Source organism: Dryocola clanedunensis, assembly GCF_038405435.1.
Classification (GTDB): domain Bacteria; phylum Pseudomonadota; class Gammaproteobacteria; order Enterobacterales; family Enterobacteriaceae; genus Dryocola; species Dryocola clanedunensis_A.
The window spans coordinates 1-20,275 of the sequence record NZ_JBBYHZ010000020.1; the positions used below are offsets into that span (position 1 = coordinate 1).

Annotated in this window: 29 protein-coding genes and 1 tRNA gene; 29 read left to right on the plus strand and 1 reads right to left on the minus strand. The window is 51.3% G+C overall.

Annotation, left to right across the window (positions count from 1 at the left end; translation table 11 throughout):
- The first annotated feature begins 33 nt into the window (after positions 1 to 33).
- From AAE045_RS22360 to AAE045_RS22440, 17 genes are all read left to right on the plus strand, one after another.
- Positions 34 to 372, plus strand: coding sequence for a hypothetical protein (locus AAE045_RS22360; RefSeq protein ID WP_455549541.1), 339 nt, complete (start codon positions 34 to 36; stop codon positions 370 to 372).
- Positions 359 to 1,084 (plus strand): HNH endonuclease, encoded by a 726-nt coding sequence (locus AAE045_RS22365; protein ID WP_455549542.1) that lies wholly within the window; start codon positions 359 to 361, stop codon positions 1,082 to 1,084. Before AAE045_RS22360 ends, AAE045_RS22365 begins: the two co-directional genes overlap by 14 nt.
- A 374-nt stretch (positions 1,085 to 1,458) precedes the next feature.
- Positions 1,459 to 2,058 (plus strand): recombination protein NinG, encoded by a 600-nt coding sequence (locus AAE045_RS22370; RefSeq protein ID WP_455549543.1) that lies wholly within the window; start codon positions 1,459 to 1,461, stop codon positions 2,056 to 2,058.
- Positions 2,055 to 2,198: a hypothetical protein gene (locus AAE045_RS22375; RefSeq protein ID WP_455549544.1), complete on the plus strand. Its 144-nt coding sequence runs from the start codon at positions 2,055 to 2,057 to the stop codon at positions 2,196 to 2,198. Before AAE045_RS22370 ends, AAE045_RS22375 begins: the two co-directional genes overlap by 4 nt.
- Positions 2,195 to 3,010, plus strand: a complete 816-nt coding sequence (locus tag AAE045_RS22380; protein WP_455549545.1) for an antitermination protein Q — start codon at positions 2,195 to 2,197, stop codon at positions 3,008 to 3,010. Before AAE045_RS22375 ends, AAE045_RS22380 begins: the two co-directional genes overlap by 4 nt.
- A gap of 151 nt (positions 3,011 to 3,161) precedes the next feature.
- A tRNA-Met gene (locus AAE045_RS22385) sits at positions 3,162 to 3,239 on the plus strand.
- A 151-nt stretch (positions 3,240 to 3,390) separates the two neighbouring features.
- A complete protein-coding gene (locus AAE045_RS22390; RefSeq protein WP_064558976.1) occupies positions 3,391 to 3,714 on the plus strand; it encodes a phage holin family protein in 324 nt (107 codons plus the stop codon).
- Positions 3,692 to 4,150, plus strand: a complete 459-nt coding sequence (locus AAE045_RS22395; RefSeq protein WP_455549546.1) for a glycoside hydrolase family 24 protein — start codon at positions 3,692 to 3,694, stop codon at positions 4,148 to 4,150. The genes AAE045_RS22390 and AAE045_RS22395 overlap by 23 nt, the downstream gene beginning before the upstream one ends.
- A complete protein-coding gene (locus AAE045_RS22400; protein WP_455549547.1) occupies positions 4,147 to 4,683 on the plus strand; it encodes a DUF2514 family protein in 537 nt (178 codons plus the stop codon). Before AAE045_RS22395 ends, AAE045_RS22400 begins: the two co-directional genes overlap by 4 nt.
- A 192-nt stretch (positions 4,684 to 4,875) precedes the next feature.
- Positions 4,876 to 5,418 (plus strand): Rha family transcriptional regulator, encoded by a 543-nt coding sequence (locus AAE045_RS22405; RefSeq protein WP_424588957.1) that lies wholly within the window; start codon positions 4,876 to 4,878, stop codon positions 5,416 to 5,418.
- Positions 5,419 to 5,913: 495 nt separating this feature from the next.
- A complete protein-coding gene (locus AAE045_RS22410; RefSeq protein WP_455549548.1) occupies positions 5,914 to 6,123 on the plus strand; it encodes a hypothetical protein in 210 nt (69 codons plus the stop codon).
- A gap of 55 nt (positions 6,124 to 6,178) precedes the next feature.
- Positions 6,179 to 6,373 (plus strand): hypothetical protein, encoded by a 195-nt coding sequence (locus AAE045_RS22415; protein WP_121268384.1) that lies wholly within the window; start codon positions 6,179 to 6,181, stop codon positions 6,371 to 6,373.
- Positions 6,374 to 6,378: 5 nt separating this feature from the next.
- On the plus strand, positions 6,379 to 7,017 hold the full coding sequence (locus AAE045_RS22420; RefSeq protein ID WP_455549549.1) for a putative metallopeptidase: 639 nt from the start codon (positions 6,379 to 6,381) through the stop codon (positions 7,015 to 7,017).
- Positions 7,018 to 7,047: 30 nt separating this feature from the next.
- Complete coding sequence (locus AAE045_RS22425; protein WP_121268386.1) at positions 7,048 to 7,527, plus strand: DUF2280 domain-containing protein; 480 nt, start codon at positions 7,048 to 7,050, stop codon at positions 7,525 to 7,527.
- Positions 7,514 to 8,977, plus strand: a complete 1,464-nt coding sequence (locus AAE045_RS22430; RefSeq protein ID WP_455549550.1) for a phage terminase large subunit family protein — start codon at positions 7,514 to 7,516, stop codon at positions 8,975 to 8,977. Before AAE045_RS22425 ends, AAE045_RS22430 begins: the two co-directional genes overlap by 14 nt.
- A gap of 10 nt (positions 8,978 to 8,987) precedes the next feature.
- Complete coding sequence (locus tag AAE045_RS22435) at positions 8,988 to 10,454, plus strand: DUF1073 domain-containing protein (protein ID WP_455549551.1); 1,467 nt, start codon at positions 8,988 to 8,990, stop codon at positions 10,452 to 10,454.
- Between the two features lie 31 nt (positions 10,455 to 10,485).
- Positions 10,486 to 11,382 carry a phage minor head protein gene (locus tag AAE045_RS22440; RefSeq protein ID WP_455549565.1) on the plus strand — a complete coding sequence of 299 codons (897 nt, stop codon included), beginning with the start codon at positions 10,486 to 10,488 and terminating at the stop codon, positions 11,380 to 11,382.
- On the opposite strand, the gene AAE045_RS22445 is transcribed toward AAE045_RS22440, so the two are convergent.
- Complete coding sequence (locus AAE045_RS22445; protein ID WP_455549552.1) at positions 11,375 to 11,575, minus strand: hypothetical protein; 201 nt, start codon at positions 11,573 to 11,575, stop codon at positions 11,375 to 11,377. The genes AAE045_RS22440 and AAE045_RS22445 overlap by 8 nt on opposite strands.
- 78 nt (positions 11,576 to 11,653) lie before the next feature.
- On the opposite strand from AAE045_RS22445, the gene AAE045_RS22450 reads away from it, so the two are divergent.
- From AAE045_RS22450 to AAE045_RS22505, 12 genes are all read left to right on the plus strand, one after another.
- Complete coding sequence (locus tag AAE045_RS22450; protein ID WP_455549553.1) at positions 11,654 to 12,841, plus strand: DUF2213 domain-containing protein; 1,188 nt, start codon at positions 11,654 to 11,656, stop codon at positions 12,839 to 12,841.
- A 6-nt stretch (positions 12,842 to 12,847) separates the two neighbouring features.
- Positions 12,848 to 13,279, plus strand: a complete 432-nt coding sequence (locus AAE045_RS22455; RefSeq protein WP_455549554.1) for a hypothetical protein — start codon at positions 12,848 to 12,850, stop codon at positions 13,277 to 13,279.
- An 11-nt stretch (positions 13,280 to 13,290) separates the two neighbouring features.
- The gene (locus tag AAE045_RS22460; protein WP_455549555.1) at positions 13,291 to 14,376 is read left to right on the plus strand and encodes a major capsid protein; all 1,086 of its coding nucleotides are present in this window, start codon (positions 13,291 to 13,293) and stop codon (positions 14,374 to 14,376) included.
- Between the two features lie 10 nt (positions 14,377 to 14,386).
- Positions 14,387 to 14,620, plus strand: a complete 234-nt coding sequence (locus AAE045_RS22465; protein ID WP_455549556.1) for a hypothetical protein — start codon at positions 14,387 to 14,389, stop codon at positions 14,618 to 14,620.
- 76 nt (positions 14,621 to 14,696) lie between these two features.
- On the plus strand, positions 14,697 to 15,077 hold the full coding sequence (locus AAE045_RS22470) for a DUF7370 family protein (RefSeq protein WP_455549557.1): 381 nt from the start codon (positions 14,697 to 14,699) through the stop codon (positions 15,075 to 15,077).
- A complete protein-coding gene (locus AAE045_RS22475; protein ID WP_455549558.1) occupies positions 15,077 to 15,247 on the plus strand; it encodes a hypothetical protein in 171 nt (56 codons plus the stop codon). Before AAE045_RS22470 ends, AAE045_RS22475 begins: the two co-directional genes overlap by 1 nt.
- Positions 15,247 to 15,597, plus strand: coding sequence for a hypothetical protein (locus AAE045_RS22480; protein ID WP_455549559.1), 351 nt, complete (start codon positions 15,247 to 15,249; stop codon positions 15,595 to 15,597). The genes AAE045_RS22475 and AAE045_RS22480 overlap by 1 nt, the downstream gene beginning before the upstream one ends.
- Before the next feature lie 2 nt (positions 15,598 to 15,599).
- Complete coding sequence (locus AAE045_RS22485; RefSeq protein WP_455549560.1) at positions 15,600 to 15,968, plus strand: HK97 gp10 family phage protein; 369 nt, start codon at positions 15,600 to 15,602, stop codon at positions 15,966 to 15,968.
- Positions 15,965 to 16,348 carry a phage tail termination protein gene (locus AAE045_RS22490; protein WP_455549561.1) on the plus strand — a complete coding sequence of 128 codons (384 nt, stop codon included), beginning with the start codon at positions 15,965 to 15,967 and terminating at the stop codon, positions 16,346 to 16,348. The genes AAE045_RS22485 and AAE045_RS22490 overlap by 4 nt, the downstream gene beginning before the upstream one ends.
- 72 nt (positions 16,349 to 16,420) lie before the next feature.
- Complete coding sequence (locus AAE045_RS22495) at positions 16,421 to 17,197, plus strand: phage tail tube protein (RefSeq protein ID WP_455549562.1); 777 nt, start codon at positions 16,421 to 16,423, stop codon at positions 17,195 to 17,197.
- 61 nt (positions 17,198 to 17,258) lie between these two features.
- Positions 17,259 to 17,942: a DUF6246 family protein gene (locus AAE045_RS22500; RefSeq protein ID WP_455549563.1), complete on the plus strand. Its 684-nt coding sequence runs from the start codon at positions 17,259 to 17,261 to the stop codon at positions 17,940 to 17,942.
- 39 nt (positions 17,943 to 17,981) lie between these two features.
- Positions 17,982 to 20,275 (plus strand): phage tail length tape measure family protein (locus tag AAE045_RS22505; RefSeq protein WP_455549564.1); only part of this gene is annotated, 2,294 nt, incomplete at its 3' end.

Sequence of the window (20,275 nt, forward strand, 5' to 3'; positions counted from 1 at the left end):
TGTGAGCAATAAATATCAACAGAGGATATGGGCATGACCGAGAAAAAATATGGCTTTCAAATTGAAACTTATGAAAGAGGAGAATCAATCCAAGTCCTGCAAACGGGCGACGGCTTCACGGCATTTAACACCATCTACAGCAAAGAGCGTGACTACGTTGGTATTGGTTTCTCCTACGGCAATGGCGACGGAAACATTGGTAAGCGCGTGGTTTTCGATGATGGAACGACAGCTACCGACCGTGAATGCAAATGGCTAATCAAGTTCGACAACAAGGCGTCAATCAATGCGCTGATTGCCCAACTCGAAGAACTAAACGCAGCCATCGACGACGGCTACATGATTGAGAGCACCGCTGATGCTGACGCCTGAATCAATCACCACCTACCAGCGCAACAGCAACGCAGCAGCAGGATATTGCGCAGCGTGTACAAAGCCGTTGAGCGGCGAGGAAATAACAAAAGCGCTAAATGGAGATGAAAAGCTCTACTTCAGATATCTACATGAATGCTTCCGTTATGAAGCAAGCACTGGCGAATTCTTCTGGAAAAACAGACCAATTGAGCACTTCAAGTCAAGGCAGTATTGGGTTGCATTTAAAACGAGACTGTCGCTTAAAAAGACAGGATCAATAGATTCTTGTGGGTACGCTCAGTTGCACGTCAGCGGTAAAACGATGTCAGCTCATAGAACAGCTTGGTTTATGACTTATGGCTTTTACCCCTCTGAAATCGACCACATCAATCACATTAGAAATGACAACCGCATCATAAATCTGAGGGAGGTAACGAGAAAAGAGAACGTTATCAACACTCTAATACGCAAAGACAATTCAAGCGGGGTTACCGGGGTTAGCTTTAGGCCAGAAAGGAATCACTGGACGGCGCGAATTCGACATGAAGGGAAGTTGGTTCATCTTGGCAAGTTCATGACTAAAGAAGAGGCCACGGAAGCCAGGAGGAAAGCTGAAATACTGTATGGATACGCTGAAATTAAAACTGTGTGTATACCACTTGAAAGCGAATGCGCTCATGAGGCGTATGTAGAAACCGATCCGAATTCGAGGATGTATGATGATAATTAGCAGATACGGGCCGATAACGTTCCGGCACTTTCAGGACAATCCATATTGGGCAGCGGCCGCCGGTTACGATTTCAATTACTTCGATTGCTTATCAGTATCAGCCCAGGTCATTTTCAATATTGCCCATAACACATGGGATGAATTTGTTGAACTTCCTGACACCGAGGTCAGGTGGCTGCCACTCTTCACCATCAGGATTGCCCTATCGATACTTATGATGGCAATGCTCACATTCACATATCCGATCTTTGCTATTGCCATCCATATCCGCTGCAGAGCTGGCAGGAAGAAGTATAAAGGGTCACACAGCAACACTGTCACCAACAACATGAATATCTGGATTCGACAGTGCGAACGGAGATGGGGGGATTCCAATGGCTGACAGGCGCAAACCGCCGAAGCCCAAGGAATGCGCCATCTGCACCAAAGAATTTACCCCTCGTAACTCACTCCAAAAAACCTGCTCAATACCCTGCGCCATTTCCCATGGCAAGCAGAAGGAGCAAACCAAAAAAGACAAGGCAGACCGCGCCAATCTGAAAGTCAGGCGGGAGAAACTCAAGACCGCATCCGACTGGAACAAAGAGGCTCAGGTTGCTGTTAATCGGTTCATCTTCTGGCGTGATTACGGCAAGCCTTGCATAGCATGCGGGAAGCCATTGGTTTACGGGGTAAGAGGCGGGGCAGTAGACGCAAGTCATTACCGCTCTAGAGGCTCGGCAGCACATTTAAGATTTAACATTTTCAATATCCACGCAGGCTGCGTGAGATGCAACAGGGAGCTATCTGGCAACCTGATTCCATTCCGTATCAACCTCATCGAGAAAATCGGCCCAGAGCGCGTAGAGCGCATTGAGCACGACAACAAACCACGCAAGTTCGATATCGAGTACCTGAAACGTGTGAAATCCATCTTCACGCACCGGGCTCGCCATTACGAGAAATTGCGTAAACGTCACCAGGAGGCAGCATGAAACTGACACCTTACGACCAATCAGAGATTGAGCGCCTTGATAGAGAGATTGCTCAGCATGAAGCAACTATCCGCAGGAAGCAGGAGCAGCGCCGTGAAATCATCAACCGCAGCAACGCTAATAAGCAGGTGGCAGCATGAGACTTGAGGCTATCGGTAAATACTTCGCACCGAAATCACCACACATCACCGATGCACCCAGGGCAACATCTTCTGACGCATTGAGCATTAGTGAAGTGATGGCCGCATTAGGTCTTGCAGGACTTAAAAGCGGCATCGGTCTGGATTTATATCTGGCGAAGATTGGCATCAGTGCACCAGATAAAGCAGTAGAGGGACTCTATGAAATCGCACAACGCCTTGCAGGGCAATGTCGGGCTATCTCAGAACTTGATGAAGATATTAAGCAAAGGGTTCTGCAAATACTCGCAACTTTCGCTTATCAGGACTATTCACGCAGTGCGGCTAGTGTTCGTCAATGCGAATGCTGCGCTGGGGAAGGATTCATAGAGGCCGAAGTTTTCACTATGAAAGCCGCTATGGGGCAGATGACCCGATCCGCAGATGTGCAACTCATGCGATTTGCCAGCCCAATGCCGGGGAACGATCTCAAGCCCAAGCGGGAAGTGGTACGCGTTCTCTGCAAACCATGCGGCGGGAAGAAGGTCATCAGTAACGCCTGCCGGTGCCACGGGAAAGGCGTGGTGCTGGACAAGGAAAAAACGGAAGAGCAGGGTGGTGTGCCGGTATTCAAAACCTGTCCACGTTGCACCGGTCGGGGATATGCCCGTATTCCTGCTGAGACGGTTCGAAAGGCCATATCACTGGATGTGCTGGAAATAAGCCAGCCGTCATGGTCGCGGCATTACAAGCCTTTCTATGAGCTTCTGATAACGGAATGCCATAAAGAGGAGTCTGTGGCTGATTCAATGCTCTCAAGTGTGACTAAATAAGCAAATATTTCTACTGATATGGATATTGGTAGAAATAACAGTTTACTTGCTGAATAACATCGGCTAATCTCAACCCTAACACTACAAATCCGTCTGATTGTTACGGTGGATTTAAAAGAGGCCTCGCTGATGCGGGGCTTTTTGCGTTTCAGGGCCGAAAGCTCATCAGGTATGAGCAATCCCCTCATAAGGGAAAGGTAGGCAGGTTCGAATCCTCCACGGCCCACCAATTAAATCAAGGTCGCCATAGAGCGGCCTTTCTCATATTTAGCGCCAACCATCCAGCAACCAATATCACTCATAGATAACGTGCCGTGGCATGGATGGCGCTTTCCCCGATTACACAGACAGCACCTGCTTACGATAGCGAGGTGAGAGATATGCGTATGCCTGGAAATAATCCCGACCTGTTTGCGCTGCTACTGGCAACTCTCATGACGTTATTGGGAGCGATGGCCAGTTATGCCTACCGGGTCATTAATGGCGCCAGATTTAGCTGGGTGATGTTAGCGCTACAGCTAATTATCTCTCTGTTCGCCGGCTCTCTAATGATGCTGGCGGCAATGCATTACAAATGGCCAATGGAAGTGACTGGGGCAATCTGCGGATTAGCTGGCTGGTCTGGTTCGACACTGATTAAAGCGCTGGAATCGCGTCTACTGAATAAAGCCGGAGCAGCAAATGCCAACCAACAACAACCGTAAAGCTTTTCTCGACATGCTGGCCTGGTCGGAAGGCACAAGCCGCATCAAGGTAAGCGATAACGGATACAACGTGATTGTTGGTGGCTCGCTGTTTAGTGGATATGCCGACCATCCTCGAAAGCTCGTTGACCTGCCGCGGCTCGGAATCAAATCAACGGCCGCCGGTCGCTATCAGCTGCTTTCCCGTTACTGGGATGCATACCGCAAACAACTCGGCCTGAAAGACTTCTCACCTGCGAGTCAGGATGCTGTCGCATTGCAGCAGATTAAAGAGCGCAAAGCCCTGGCTGATATTGATGCTGGAAACATCGCGGCAGCAATTCAGAAATGCTCAAACATCTGGGCTTCACTGCCTGGTGCCGGATATGGCCAGCACGAACACAAACTTGATGACCTGATCGGCAAGTTCAAAGAGGCCGGCGGGGTGGTGGCATGATCCCCGCAATTCTGAAAGATAACTGGAAGCCGATTGCATTAATTTTGCTGGCTGGCCTTCTTTTATGGGGCGCCCATCACAACGGCTACGAGTCTGGAAAGTTCGACACTAATCAGGTCTGGAATATCAAGTGGGCAAAGCGTGATGCTAAAGACCTCCTTGAGTTAGCTGGACGGCAAGAGCAAGAGCGCACCGAAGAGCAGCGCCGCCAGAACCAAATCAACCAGGTAACAGCTGATGCACAAACTCAACTCGACAAAGCGCGGCTTGATGCTGCTAACGCTCAGTCTGCTGCTGACAAGTTGCAACTCACCATCGCAAACATCCGGCGTCAGCTCGCAGCAAGTGAAACCAGCAAACTTTCCTCCGCTGCCAGTTCAAGCTCGGCAAGAGCCACAGCTACCGATATGTTCGCCCAGTTGCTCATCGAATCAGACAGAGCGGCGGGAGAGTATGCGGAAGCGGCTGACCGGGCTCGAATAGCTGGCCTGGCATGCGAACGGTCATACGATTCCATTGCCACCGCCAAGTGATTCGTCACCCCAATTAACAGAGCCTGACTTCGGTCGGGCTTTTTTATACCCGCAGTAAATCACTGCGCCTCGCAGCGCAAATCATCCCGAGTCTTTCAGAAAGCTGAGCCTGAGAATTGCCGTATATGGTGGCGACCATCTCGGGGCGGCTTTTCTGTGCGAGCAGGCTCATCTTTCTAAAAGGTAATCGCTATGAATAATCCGTCAGTTATTCCGGCCTTCGACTTTCGCAATATGGTTCATGCAAAAGACGGAGAGGTAATCACTAATTCGCTTAAAGTTTCCCAGTACTTCGGGAAGCGACACGGAGACGTTCTCAGAAAAATTGACCAAGTAAAAGCCGATTGCTCAAACGATTTTAGCCAACGCAATTTTGCGTCGGCCGAATATATAGATGAGCAGGGCAAGGTTCGCCGAATGGAAAGCCTCACAAAAGACGGTTGGATCATGGTTGTCATGGGATTCACTGGCAAAGCGGCTGCAGCCATCAAAGAGAGCTTCATTTCTGCCTTCAATTGGATGTCCGAGCAACTAAGCCGGAGAATGGCAATCGGTGAAGAAATGCAACACCGATACGCCATCAAAGAAACGCGCTCGAAGCTTAAAGGCACCATCGGAAGTCGGTTGATGAATGAGCGCAAAAAGGAAAAGCGGGTGCTTGCTGTAGAGCATGACCACATCGCAGAGATAACTCAGCCTGGATTGCTCTTCACTGATGAGCGGCCAGACCTGTAATCAATTCCGTGGCGGAAACGAGGTGATCCTCATCTTGCTGACGGGTAAGCCGTAAGTGAACTAGCCGCTGCGTGAGCCGCTGCGAAGTTTGCGGATTTCATTGATGATTAAAAGCACATTCAAAACAAATTCAGATACTGCATTCAGTTGGTTAAAAAGGTCGGTCATTATTCCTCCAATAGGGTTGTTATATCTATTGTCGGTGTTAAGTGCGGCCCTCAATTCTTGTCTCCTATGAGAGAAAAAACTCAAGAATACTCCTCCCGCATTGTGGGCGTGTGAGCCGCCTCGTCTCCACGTAAACCCGTGACAGCATTAACGAAGACCCAGCCTCCATTGAGGACTCCCTCTGACGAGTGTGCTGTATTCCACGTAACGAGTAATGCCGCGTGTTTTCCTGCTGCAGCAACCAGCAGGGTTTGAGCGCTCATGGTCGCATCAGCTGCGATGGCAGAAGAAAGCTGAAACTCTCCCAACCGAACTCAAGGATAAACAATGGCGACTGTAATCAAAGGCTGGAAGGTCATGCTTCTGACCAAAGACGGTAAGGATTCTGGAATGCCGTCAGAGCAGGTTGGCTGGCAGATGGACAAAGAGCCAGATATTCGCGATGGAGTGTTAATTATCAGAAATGGGTTAGACACTCACGGCGTACCGCTTTGCATTATTCATAGCTTCAGCATTGAAGCGGTAATGGCTGAGTGACATTACAGAAGCCATTCAAACAGTGGCTTCGATAATGACAACCAGAGGTATCACCATGCCCAAGTACAACGTAACAGCCAAGAAGAAAGACGGAACTGTCTACGAAGGCATCATGACCGTTAAAGAGCCTCAACTGGTTAATGGTCTGTTCGCCGTGGCTAACAAGGATGGTGAGTGGCGCTACATTCAGCCTGATGAACTGAGCGAGATCCTGTTTACGCCGGTAGTGGAAGAAGAAACCAAGGAATAACAGTTATGGCAAGTAACGAGGAGCGCAGACCATACCCACCAATCAACTTCGTTAACTCGCCAGACGTTAAGCCTTACATCAGCCTTATCCCGGCAAATGAAGTCTACGAGTGGATGGTAAGTCAAATACTCATGGAGAGTGGCAGCCTGCACAATTCTGATCACTTCCATCTGCATGCTGCTGACATCTGTTTCATGTGGGCATCGAATGCCTTCGATAAGAAAGGGCGCTCAGTCCTCGGTCAGGCCGAAGAGGTAATGATGCGAGCAGGTGGTTGGCAGAAGGCCAGAATGGAACAGCAGATGTATGAATGGTTCGGTCACATACCGAAGTTCATCATTACGCTGGCTGCCGATTACTGCTCACAATGCAGTGACCTCGAATTCTGCGCACTGGTAGAGCATGAGCTTTACCACATCAGCCAGGCTACAGACGAATTTGGAGCGCCTAAGTTCAACAAAGAAACCGGTATGCCGACTCTCAAACTGCGCGGTCACGATGTAGAAGAATTCGTTGGCGTCGTGCGTCGTTACGGTGCCAGCAAGGAAGTACAAGAGATGGTCGATGCTGCGAACAAGCCAGCAGAGATTGCTCACTTAAACATTGCCAGGGCATGCGGAACCTGCCTGATGAAACTGGCGTAAATTTAGAATGCTTTGGAAGAGTGGTGAATTATGGCTGCATTAAAACCAGAGGTTAAAGCCTTCATCATTCAATCACTTGCATGCTTTGACTCATTATCAATTGTTGGTGAGGCTGTCCAAAAAGAGTTTGGCGTTAAAGTTACCCCGCAGCAGGTTGAGTCACACGACCCAACCAAGGCCAGCGGAAAGGGGCTGGCTCAGAAGTGGGTTGATTTATTCAACGCTACGCGCGCCCGATTCCAGACTGAAATATCTGACATCCCGATCGCCAATAAAGCTTACCGCCTCCGCATCCTTGACCGTATGGCTGGCAAAGCCGAGAACATGAAGAACATGGCGCTTACCGCTCAGCTAATCGAACAGGCGGCTAAAGAGTGCGGCGACGCTTACACCAACCGGCAGAAGGTTGAGCATACTGGCAAAGACGGCGGCCCTATTGAGTCAGCCACGCTAACGAAGGACGAATACAAGAAAGCTCGACGGGAGATGCTGGAGGATGACGACTGTTGAGCAGCGGAACTATGCCCGCAAAATAGAATGTGAAGAAGAGGGGCTGTACTTCTCCCGCTACTTCTTCAAGCAGCGCACAGGCGGTAAGATGATTGTCGCGCCGCATCACCGGGTAATTCAGAAAACACTGGATCGGGTGATAGACGGAGAAATTAAGCGCCTTATCATCAACGTTCCACCTGGCTACACCAAAACCGAACTGGCAACCATCAACATGATGGGTAGAGGGCTGGCGCTGAATAACCGCGCTCGCTTCATGCATCTTTCCTACTCGCACAATCTCGCACTGCTTAACTCCTCCACAACTCGCGGCATGGTTAAGTCAAAAGCCTATCAGGCTATGTGGCCCATGGAACTGCGCGACGATGCAGACAGCAAGGCTATGTGGTGGAACGAGCATGGAGGCGGTGTATATGCTTCATCCGCAGCTGGTCAGGTAACTGGCTTTCGTGCCGGACACATGGAGCCGGGATGGCAGGGCGCATTGATTATTGATGACCCGGTTAAGCCTGATGACGCGTACAGCGAAACAGTGCGCGACGGGGTAAACAGCCGCTTTAACGAAACAATCAAATCGCGATTAGCCGTCGAAACAACGCCGATGATCGTGATTATGCAGCGCATCCACTATCACGACCTGAGCGGATACCTGTTGCGCGGCGGCAGTGGCGAAGAGTGGCATCACCTGAATCTTCCGGTGATTATCGACAAAAGCCAGGCTTACTCTGCGCAGTATCCAGAAAACACTCACGCCATACCGATAGACCACGGATTGCCTGATGGTTGGCTGTGGCCTTTCAAGCATAACGAAACGCATCGTGTAGCACTATTCTCGCATCGGCGCACTGCTGAAGCGCAATACATGCAGAACCCTCGTCGCTTCAATGCCGAAGGCGCATTGTGGACAGAGGGAATGATTGCTGCGGCGCGAGCGCTAAATATCAGTGAAGAGATTTCCAGAACTGTAATTGCCATCGACCCCCAAGCAACGAACAGCGAAGAAAGCGACGAAACAGGGATTGTTGCTGCCAGCGCTTATGGCGTTGGTGACCGTAAGCAATATTCTGCGGATGGTGACTACAGTGGGAAATACTCACCTAACGGCTGGGCAACTCGCGCTATGGACGCCTATGCACAACATGATGCAGACGCGATTGTGATTGAAACAAACCAGGGTGGCGACATGGCAGAGGATACGCTGCGCAACGCTGGCTTTAAGGATCGCATTATTCGGGTTCACGCGAGTAAGGGAAAGTTTGCCCGCGCAGAGCCAATCTCTGCTTTATACGCGCAAGGTCGTGTGGCCCACAAAGGCAACCTCTATCAGCTCGAAAATCAGCAGATGGAATACGTGCCAACCACTTCAAAGAAATCACCGGACAGGCTGGATGCTCTGGTCTGGGCGATGACAGAGCTAAGCGGTCAGACTTCTGGCGCAATTTTCTTCTAAGGAGCACTCAGTGAGTGAATTAAATAGCGGGGAACAATTCCTCGTGAACGCCCTTGCTGATGCTATCGGGCGGCAGCGCATGCTGTACGCGCAGGGGCCTAACGGGAATACCAAGCGCACAAAGCTGTGGGATGAGTTCGGTTACCCGGACACAGTTAATTTTGATAACTACTACCGGGCATACGAACGTAACGCTGTGGCCCACGCCGCTGTGCACAAGCTGCTTGATACTTGCTGGACAGACAACCCCACGATTATCGACGGCGCGGAGAAGGATGAAGCCGAAGAAACGACAGAGTGGGAGTCATCAACAACCAAGCTACTCAGCAAGCACTGGGCAAAGCTTAAGGATGCTGACCGCCGCAACCTGGTAGGGCGATATTCAGCGGTGTTACTCCAAATTAAGGATGGTCGCAACTGGTGGGAGCCTGTTAATCGCGATGTAGTGAGGGCGCTCGGTGATAAAGCACTGGTTAAGTTAATCCCAGCATGGGAAGCGCAGATTAAGCCGGGTAACTTCGATATCGATACTCAGTCAGATACTTACGGGCAGCCGGTCAGCTACAACTTCAACGAGCAGCCAGTCGGCGACGATGGTACTTACGGAACTGTGCGCAGTGTTACCGTCCATCCAGATCGCGTGATCATCCTGTGTGAAGGTTCAGAGGATGAGAACATGCTTGCCGGTGTTCCATTGCTTCGCGCAGGCTTCAACAAGCTGCTCGACATTGAGAAGACATCCGGTGGCAGCGCAGAAGGTTTCCTGAAGAACGCCAGCCGCCAACTAGCGATGGAGTTTGACGCTACTACCGATGTTTCAACACTGGTTAAGCAGGCTAAAGAAGCCGGTTACGACTCTCTTGCTGAAGCAATGAATGACAAGGTCAGGAAGCTAAATAGCGGAACTGACTCGGCGCTGGCCATGCAGGCGGGGAAAACAAGCGTTCTCTCTGTCGCCCCAGCAGATCCGACACCGACCTGGACGGCAGCCGCAAACGAGTTCTCAGCGTCTATCCAATGTCCATTCACCATCCAGTTTGGTCAGCAGACAGGCCGCCTCGCGTCTGATGAAGATAAAACTGAGTGGGCCAAGCGCTGCAATGGTCGTCGCTGGGGGTTCCTCACCGACTACATCACTCGCGTCATCGAGCGATTTTGGACGCTGGGCATTATCGACCCGCCGAAAAACGGTGAGGTAACGCTGGCATGGTCTGACTTACTCGCGCCGAGCGAAAAAGAGAAGATCGCCAATATGGCGGCAATGGCTGATGTGGCTGATAAGACCAGAAGCGCATTCGGGACATCAGCGGTAACAGAAAACGAAATCCGCGCAGTGGGTGAGCTTGAGCCCATCCCTGAAGAAACAGCGCCAACCGGATCTGATGAGTCAGCCAAGCAAACCGACCCGCTGACAGGTGAGCCAATTGAACAATCAACCGAAGCCGGGAAGTCCGATAATTCCACGCAACAAAGCTGACCCGACTCAGTCCTACCGCGCAGTAAACCGGATGTACCGTGACATTGAGCAACGCTACTACGACATCAAGGTCGCACTGAAGCAGCTATTCGATATGCGGTTAACCGGGCGCGAACGGGCGAGAAACTCTCTGTTTGGCTACATCCTTGCTCGCAATGAGAACAAGCCCGACACGCTTTACCAGGTGAACGCTGGAACGTATATCTACGACATGACGGCAGCGCAGTTAGCTGACTTGCTGCAGGTGGTACAGACGATACTGGATGACCATTTGCTCGAGGGTGGCAGTCAGAACCTGTGGGCGTTTGATTACGTTGCCGAGGAATACCAGCGCGGCACACTGAGCGCTTACACCAATCTGTCAGTGCAGTCGCCAATCTACGCCAGCCAGACGACGCTACAGCAGCTTTTGAGCACTCCGGCATACCAGAATCAGGTCGCATCGGCTTTCGTGTCTACCTATAGCGACTGGAAAGGAATTAGCGATGCCGCTCGCGGTGACCTGGCTAATGTGATTGCTGATTCAATCGGGCGTGGCGTAAACCCTCGGGAAACGGCTTCGATAATCAGCAAGCGTCTTGATGTCAGCATGAGCAAGGCAAAGACCATTGCTCAGACCGAGCAGGTGGGGGCGTTACGAACTGCGCAGCGTTCAGAAGCTGATTGGGCAAAAGAAAGGTTAGGATTGAATACTGGCATGCTCTGGCTATCGGCACTAAAAGCCACAACGCGCTCCTGGCATGCTTCCCGTCACGGTCGAATCTATACAACGGAAGAAGTTGAAGCGTTCTATGCCCAAAATGGCAACCGGTACAACTGCTATTGCAGCCAGATACCTGCACTTCTCAATGATGACGGTTCGCTATTCAACGAAGGACTGACCGATAAGCTGGCGAAAGAACGCCAGCAATGGAGTAAGGCTAAATAACTTCTGTAATGGTAATAACGCGAATGCCAAATACAGAGGTTGAGGATGACGAGCCTTGGTATTTCACTGAGTCACGTCTTGTTGCCTCTATGACTTTATCATCAACAACTGATGGTGGATGGTCACTCTCCACATTCACGTCACGATAAGTTTCATCACCACTAACTTGATACGTAACTTTATAAATTGCCATTGCAAATTCACCTTTTTATGACGGTCTATGACTGACCGGACTCCTTTATAGCCCATTAATAATTAGTAAGGAACCAGCATGTCACGCAACTGCGTAAACGTGCTGTCAGTAATCAACTCCGCTTCAAACATCACTACCGAAACCATCAACGGCAAGCCACACATAGTGGTTCGCGGCGTCACGCCTATTGTCGATGACATCGTGATGAACCGGAAGTTGTACCCGGCAGCAGAAATTGAAAAGAGCTACAAGTCGCTTGAGCGCAACCCAATGCCGTTTGGTCACCCGAAGGTTGATGGCAAGCATATCTCAGCCAGGGATGTTCAGGCGGTGAATGATTACCACGTAGGTGCCTGGCTGCAAAACGTTAACCGTCAGGGCGGCAAGGTAACGGGTGACATGTATGTTGACAGGAACTACGCCGCAAACAGTGAGAACGGCAAGCGACTGATTGAGCGACTCGACGCTATGGCGGCTGGTCAGAATGTCGAACCAGTGCATATCTCAACAGGCCTGCTTCACAAGGAAATAACGGCCAACGGTGAATCAAAAGGTAAGCGGTACGAGAAGATCGTCACCAATATGGATTTCGACCATGTTGCTGTGCTGCTCGACCAGCCAGGAGCCGGAACGCCGGAGGAAGGCGTGGGTATCTTCGTTAATGCCGAAGGTGATGAGCAGGAGATTGAAACCGTAAACCTCGCTGATTCCGACATTCCCGATCCGCAAGACCCCGCACTAAAGCAATTCTTTAACCAATTCATGGCGTTTTTCAGCGCCAACACTAAGCACGTCAAAGAGGAAGCAAACCAGATGAAAGAACTCATCACGAACGCGCTGAAAGCGAAAGGCAAAGAGGTCGAAGGCAAGACCGAGGCTGAGCTGATGGACGCATACAACCAGATGGTCGCCGAAGATGCCAAAGCGAAAGCTGACGCTGACGAAAAGGCCAAGAAAGACAAAGAAGAGGCCGATAAGAAGGCGAAAGACACCACAACCAACAGCGAGCAAGCGCCAGCCTGGTTCAAGCCGTTCGCTGACGATTTGGCTGCTGTTAAATCTGGCCTGACTGCTAACGCAGACCAGCAGCGCACCGAAATGCGCGCCGCAGTGAAAGCTAAGTTTGGCATGACCGACCTGGCAGTGAACGCCATGGACGGCGAACCGTTGAAAGAACTGTTTGCTCAGTGCCAGACATCAACCGGGCTTAGCGGTGCATTCCGCCAGGTGAACAGCAACCAAACATTCAGCGAAATGCCGGAGTAATAAGAAATGGCTAAAGACGGTAAGCACGTAATTCATGCGGGTGGTTTATTCCCTAACCCGCTACTCAATCGCGAAGGTGCGGCAGCGGTAGCAACCAAGCCTGGAATTATCGGCACCTTTGTTGCTGGAAAGTTCACGGCGTCAGTCGATGGCAATGAAGAAGCGATTCTGTACGTTGCGGATTTCGATTATCTGCGCTGCCAGACTGTTGATGACAGCATTCCAGTTAATGAGCTGGTTGTTGGTATTCATCCAATGCAGGGCATGTTCCTGAACGTTCGCGCCGCTGCTGGCACCTATAAAAAAGGCCAGCCGTTGTCCATCGCTAACGGTCAGGTGAAAGCTCACGCTTCTGGCGAGTCAATCCGCGCTTATGTTGAAGAAGACAAGGCGTACACCACCGTTGCAGGCGATCTGCTGCGCGTAGTCATTAAGTAAGGAGCAGATTAATGTTTGGATTCTCTACCTCGCTGGCTAAAAAGACCGGCAACCTTGAAGTGAACCAGGCGCAGTATCGCGAGCTTGAAATGGCGCGAAACATGAGCGCTCAGGCGGTGGCGGACTTCCTCGCCCGTGCCCGTTACGGTGAGCAAGGCCAACTGGATGCTACCAACGCTGTTGATGACATCCGCCGCATGTATCGCGCTTATGACCAAACCGTTTTGGCGCAGTTCGAGCCGAATACCGAGTTCACCCTGCTGAACGACCTGATGCCGCTGTCCCGCTCTGTCCGCATTGAAGAGTCCGTGTATGAGTACGCTCGTACTGGAGGTCGCGGTTGGGCGCACACTTCCATGTCAGGACAGATTGGTGCAGCGCTTGATGCTCGCGCATATACCTTCGACGGCACAATGGTTCCGGTGCACGATTCCGGCTTCAAGTTCCACTGGCGTGACCCAATCTTCAACAAAGGCTCTGCACTGGCATCCCTGGCTGATGCTCAGAGCGGATCTGTTGATGATGTGCGCCGAAAGTATGTCGATTACATGTTTAACGGCTTCAAAGACTCCGAAGGTAACTACGTAACCTTTGATGGCAAAACATGGAAAGGCCTGAAAGCGGATGACCGTGTTGGGATGGTTGATTTAGGCGCATCTGGCCTGAATATCGACTTTACCAGCGCCTCAGCCACAGCGGAAAGTATCCGCAATGCTGCAATCAAGCTGCGCGACACACTGAAAATCACCAACAACATGTACGCGCCGCAGACCTGGTACGTATCCAGCGAAATCATGTCCAACCTGGAGCGCTATTTCAGCGATAACTACCAGTCAGACACCATTTTGCAGGAACTCATCAAGCTGTCTGGCATCGCTGCCATCAAAGAAGATGCGCAACTGACCGGCAACCAGATCCTGATTGCGCCGCTGACGGCTGGCGTTATTGCGCCGATTGTTGGTCAGGCATTCGGCACAGTTGCCGATCCTCGCCAGTTCTACAACAGCGACTACATCTGGCGCACCTGGGGCGCCGCTGGCCTGATGGTTAAGCAGGACATCAACCTGAAACATGGCGTGCTCTACGCGAGCAGCTAAGGAGAAATGAATGGCACTGGTAAAAGTGGTTAGCAATAACCTGTTTTCTGGTGCCAACCTCCAGAAACTGGCGGTTGGTGCACAGGTAGAAGTTGATTCTTCCACAGCAGAGAAATGGGTAGCGGCGGGGCTGGTTGAAATGATTGAAGACCGAACCTTTGAAGTAGCGACACCGGGTGATGATGCTCCTGAGCAGCCTGAGCAGCCTGAGCAGCCTGTAACCACGTCGAAAAAGGGCAAGTAACCATGGCTCTTCAAGAGTTTCAGAACCCCACCAAATCCCGTGAAGAGTGGGATAAGCAAATCGAAGGTAAATAACCATGGCTGACCCAATCACGGCAGATGATGTAAAAGGCTTCCTCGCTGAGCTTGGGTATGCCATTCCTGATGCTCTGCTGACTCCGATTCTCTGCCTGGTGAATAAAATCATTCCATGCATGGTCGGTGCTGGGTACGACGACTGCAGCCAGAAACTAATCCTGATGTACGCAGCTGCTCTTATGGCCACGTCTTCCGGCGCACGTCGCATCAAATCGCAGGGCGCTCCTTCTGGCGCGTCACGCTCGTTTGACTACGGCGAAGATGGCACTGTCTGGCTGCGTGAGTCACTGGCGAAACTGGATACCAGCGGATGCACTGAAGAGCTGCCGATTAGCGCGGGTAATTCGGTGGGGTTGTTTCTCGTCGTGGGTGGCTGCTGATGTGGAAGCTCATAACCGAAAGCCTGCCGAAGCCATTCTCCCGCGTCTGGGTGAAAACGGATACCGGGCGGGAAACCACTGGCTATCTGAAGTCGAACGGTGAGTGGGTGATTAACTGCGTGACCATTCGCGCTACGGGTGCGGTAGTGGTTAGCTGGAGGGATGGATAATGTCTGCAACGGCAGCGTGGGCCAACACAGCACCATGCACAATCTGGCGGCGGCTTGATGGCTATACAGAAGCTGGCGACCCGCTTGGATATGATCCGCCCCTGGAAATCATGTGCGACTACATCGGCGGCCTTAGCGAGAAGATTGGCCCAATTGGCAAAGAGGTGGTGGTTAAAAACACCTTCTTTACTGAGTTCGCTCTGGCAAAGAAAGGTGACTACGTGCTGATTGGTTCATCTATCGAAGCCGACCCGCTTGTTGCTGGAGCTGATGAGATTGCTCATGTTACGCGCTGGGGCGATACATTCGACAGGGTTTCTGATGACTGGGCGATCATTACAGGAGTGTAGCCATGGGAGTTAAGGTGAAAGGCATCAGCCGGGCCAAATCCAATCTCAATAAGCTCATCAACACAGTCCAGGGGAAAAAGTCTGCCCGTGCTGTGCAGGCCGTCATGATGATTGGCTCTACACAAGCTGCGCTTTATACGGCAATTGACACAGCGACACTGATAAATAGCCAGTTCAGAGAGCTAACGGTAAATGGCACTAAAATCACCGGAAGAGTTGGCTATTCAGCTAATTACGCCGTGTATGTTCATGATCCCAATATCCCCCAAACCTTCCGGCGCGCAACAGCGCAAAAGGAATTTCTGACAAAGGGATTCGATGATACCCGCAGCCAGAGAGATGCTGCGGTTATTAAGGAAATGTCGCTATGACTCCATCAATGCACGACCGGGTGAAGAACATGTTTGTCGATGCCGGGCTGACTACTGGATTCACTGTTCAAACGCTTCTCTGGACGGATACCGGCAACCTGGCAACGTCATTCATGGTGTTCAGGCCAAATGGCGGCACAGCCATTCGCTATGACCTCGGAAACGAGAATTATATCCTTGTTGACGTTGTTGGAGCGAAGGGTAAGAACTCCGCCACCGATACAGCAGCACAGTCCATTCTCGATTATGTCCAGGCCAACCCATTTATTGATGATTGCGTCGGGAAAATTGAAAACGTTGGCGGTAAGCCATCGCCAGTATTGAGCGAAGAAGGCCGATTAATTTACCGACTTCAGTTCGCATGTACGTTCGGTGATTAGCCGAAACTAAATCCATATCAATAACGAGGTCGCCATCTGGCGGCCTTTTTTTATGTCTAAAAGAGGTCAAAGATGGCTAATTGCCAAAACTCTAATGAAAGGGTGTTCGGGGCCGCTACTGTCCTTGAGCTTGCTATGGGATGTCCTGATGTTGTGCCTGCTGAAGATGACTGGAAAGCATTGGGTGCTGGTACATCAAAGGGGCTGGATTTTGCACCAAACTCAGTAACGTCTGATGCAGATGATACCGCGGGATGGGTGGAAAACATCACGACCAACGCTGACGCAACCGTGTCGTTTGAAGGTGAAGTGCGTAAGCACGACAAACTGGACCAGTTCGGCTATGGCAACCTGGTAAAATATTTCGCTGATGAAATCAACGCCAAGCGCCAGCCTACCGTATGGGTGCGCATGGAAGTTGGCCCGATTGAGTTCACCGGCTATATGGTGATCAGCAATCTGACTCCTGCCGATGGCGGCAGTAACGACATCATTACCTTTAGCGTCGAGTTCAAGGTGTCCGATGGCACAACCGTTAAGGTTGAAAGCCTCGATACACCAGTGACTGAGCCTCTGGCATTCACTCGCGATCTGCCAGCAACTAAAGCCGCTGATGCTGATAACGATGTGGTCTGGGATGTTGAAGTCGAAGGCGGTCGCCCGATGTATATCTACAAATGGTACTTCGGCAGCACACTTATTGACCCTGCGATTAACTCGAGCGCTGCGACTGCAACGTTAGTGAATCGCGCAGTCACAACCGCATCTTCAGGCAGTTACCGCTGTGAAGTGACCGATAACACAGGTACAAAAATCACTTCCACCACGTCAGTTCTCACCGTTACTTAATAGCGGTTATTCCAAAGGGTGGCGACGCTGCCCTTGATAATGATCACTACAGGACTAAATGATGACGCCATTAACTGACATCGGTGAGATGAGGCTGTCGGAAGCCGAAGAAGGTGGCGCAGACTATTTCTTCAAAGCCTCTTTCGATGCAATGACAGCAATTGGCTCGCCATCCGAAATCGTTAATATTTTCTCGCTAATTCATGGCGCGGAGATTCAGAAGGTTATTGATAAAGTTTCCCAAGTTCCATTTGCCCTGCCGCCGCACATGCTAGAGGCGCTATTTCGTCGACCTAGCGATAACTTGCTTACTGCGGCCATGCACGTTATGCGCTGCTGTTACAAAGGAGATTGTGATTTATCCAGTCTCATTGGTGAGTGGAAAGGGTGGCAGGACTGCGTCGAATATTGGCCTGGTGAATTAGCTAGTGAAGACATCATTATACTTGCTCAGCAGCTCATGCAGCACGGCGTGATCGGTAAAGCCAAGGTTAGACGACTTCAGCGCAATGAGACTAGCGAGTACTCTAACGAGTTCAATGTGATTGATTACATCATCGCTGCTCGCAACCACTTCGGAATGAGTCGTGACGATGCGGCAAACCTCACGATGACAGAATTTACATTGCTTCTTGCTGCCAAATACCCTGAGCAAAAGGGGCTGACCAAAGACGAATACGACGCCGTAGCCGAGGCGCACATAGCGAAACAAGCCGCTCGTCGAGCCAAACAAAAACAACATTAACCAGCTCCGGCTGGTTTTTTTACGCCCGGAGAAAAGTAAATGGCTGGCGAACAAACTATTGGCACAATCGTTTACGAAGTAGATATGGACACAGCTGGCCTTGTCAAAGGGGCAAGCACGGGTAACAGGGCGCTTGACGAAATAAACGCATCTCTTGATGCCAGTATTAAGCATTTTAAGCAGCTTGATACTCAGGTAACAGAAACCGCAAAAGGTGTTACAGCCGCTACGCGCAGCATGAGCGGAATGAAATTCGCAGCCGGGCAGCTTGGTTACCAAATTCAGGACGTTGCAGTTCAGCTGCAAATGGGGCAGAACGCCATGATGGTGTTCGCCCAGCAGGGCAGCCAGATTGCCTCTATCTTTGGTCCGGGCGGTGCGGTCGTTGGTGCCATCATTGCCATTACAGGTGCTATTGCCGGTGCGCTGCTGCCTTCACTATTCAAATCAAAAGACGCAACCGGCGAATTAGAGACTGCGCAAAAGGCTCTGTCGAACACAGTTGTGCAAACTGATGCGGGCGTCACTGCGCTGTCTGACAAAATCCAGCGCTTGGCAGCAGTAAGCTCTGATGCGGCTAAGGCCCAGATTGCTGTCTCAATGACCGACGCACAAAAGGCAATAAGCTCAGCGGGTGCCGCCATCACAGATCAAGTCAGTGACCTTGGCACCTGGCGAAACAGCATGGAAGCCGCACAAAGCCAGCTAACAACACTTGAGTCCAAAGGCGTTGATGTCACGGCGACACTGAAGGACCTAGGCGGGACATACGAAGGTAACATCGTCGGAGTAAACATCCTCAACAATGTTACCTCAGATATGGCAGAGACTTTCGGTATTACTCAGACTCAAGCCGTAGGCCTGGTAAAGGTGTTTCGTGACATCAACAAAGAGCCAACTCCGGAGAAGATGCAAGCTGCGGCCGTCGCGTTGTCATCGCTCAGCGAGCAAACAGGTTATGCCAACCCCAAGCTAAATGAGCTGACGAACCTGGTTAACAGCAATGCTCTCGCGGCCTTGAATGCTGGCGATGCCATGAAGGTGCTTAAGGATGCATTGAATAACCTGACCGGGGCCACAGAAGCCTCAAAGCAGGCACTTTCTGGCAACGCAGAGCAACTTAACAAGCTCGTAGAGGCAGCTAAAAACGAAGCCGCAACGGTGGGCATGAGCACCAGAGAGAAGGCGAAGTACGTCGCTAATCTCCTTGGGGCAACCGATGCAGAACGCAAAGCCATAGACGCCAGCTACGATAAAATAGACGCCTACCAGCAGGAGCAAAAGGCTGAGAAGGACAGAGAGGCCGCGCAAAAAAGAGCGTCTTCAGCATCGGAGGCGGCAGCTAAGAAATCCGCATCAGAGCAGCAACAGGTTATTAACCAGCTCGACCAACTGGCCGATAAATACAAGCTTGCCACCTTGCAGCAGCAGGGTATGGGTAGGGAGGCCGCCGTCCTTGCAGCTCAGCAGCAATTAGGAGCAGCAGCTACAGAGCAGCAGGCAATGGAAGCCGGGAATCTTGCCGGAAAGATGTACGACCTCGCGGAAGCAACGAAAGCCGCGAAAGATGAAGAGCAGAAGCGGAAAGAGGCAGGACAAAACTTCAAACAGTTGCAGGGCGGGGTTTCTCCAGTATCCGGCGTAGATAATTCATTCCAGCTGCAAATGGAGCAGTTAAACCAGTACGCAACCCTATACCCCCAGAAGATAGAAGAAGTTGAGGCAGTTAGGGCTGCCATCGAGGCGAAGTACAGAGAGCAACGCCAGGCTGCCATGTGGGATGAGTGGGCCCAGCAGAACATGGCGACACAGTTGTTCGCCGATACTCTGCAAACCTCCATGAACACGGTATCAAGCAGTATTACCGGCATCCTCAACGGAACACAGAGCCTCAATGAGGCGCTTGGAAACATTGCAAATACTGTTCTGAGCAGCGTCGTGCAGTCATTCGTTCAGATGGGCGTTGAGTGGGTTAAGTCTGCTGTTATGGGGCAAACTGCGCAGATCGCCGCAACTACAGCCACCACAGCTGCAGCAGTCGCCGGAACCGCAACCACCACAGCAGCCAGCGTTTCATCTGCGGCCGCAACAACTACGGCATGGACACCTGCAGCTATCGTGGCATCAATAGGTTCGTTCGGTGGTGCTGCAGCAGTTGGTATCGGTGCTGTGATTGCCGCAATGGCGTTGTCGAGTTCGATTGCGGGTAAGCGCAAAAACGGCGGGCCGGTATCGGCTGGTTCGATGTATCAAGTAGGTGAGGGCGGTATGCCTGAAATCTACCAGGCCAGCAGCGGGAAGCAATTCATGATCCCCGGCGATAACGGCAAGGT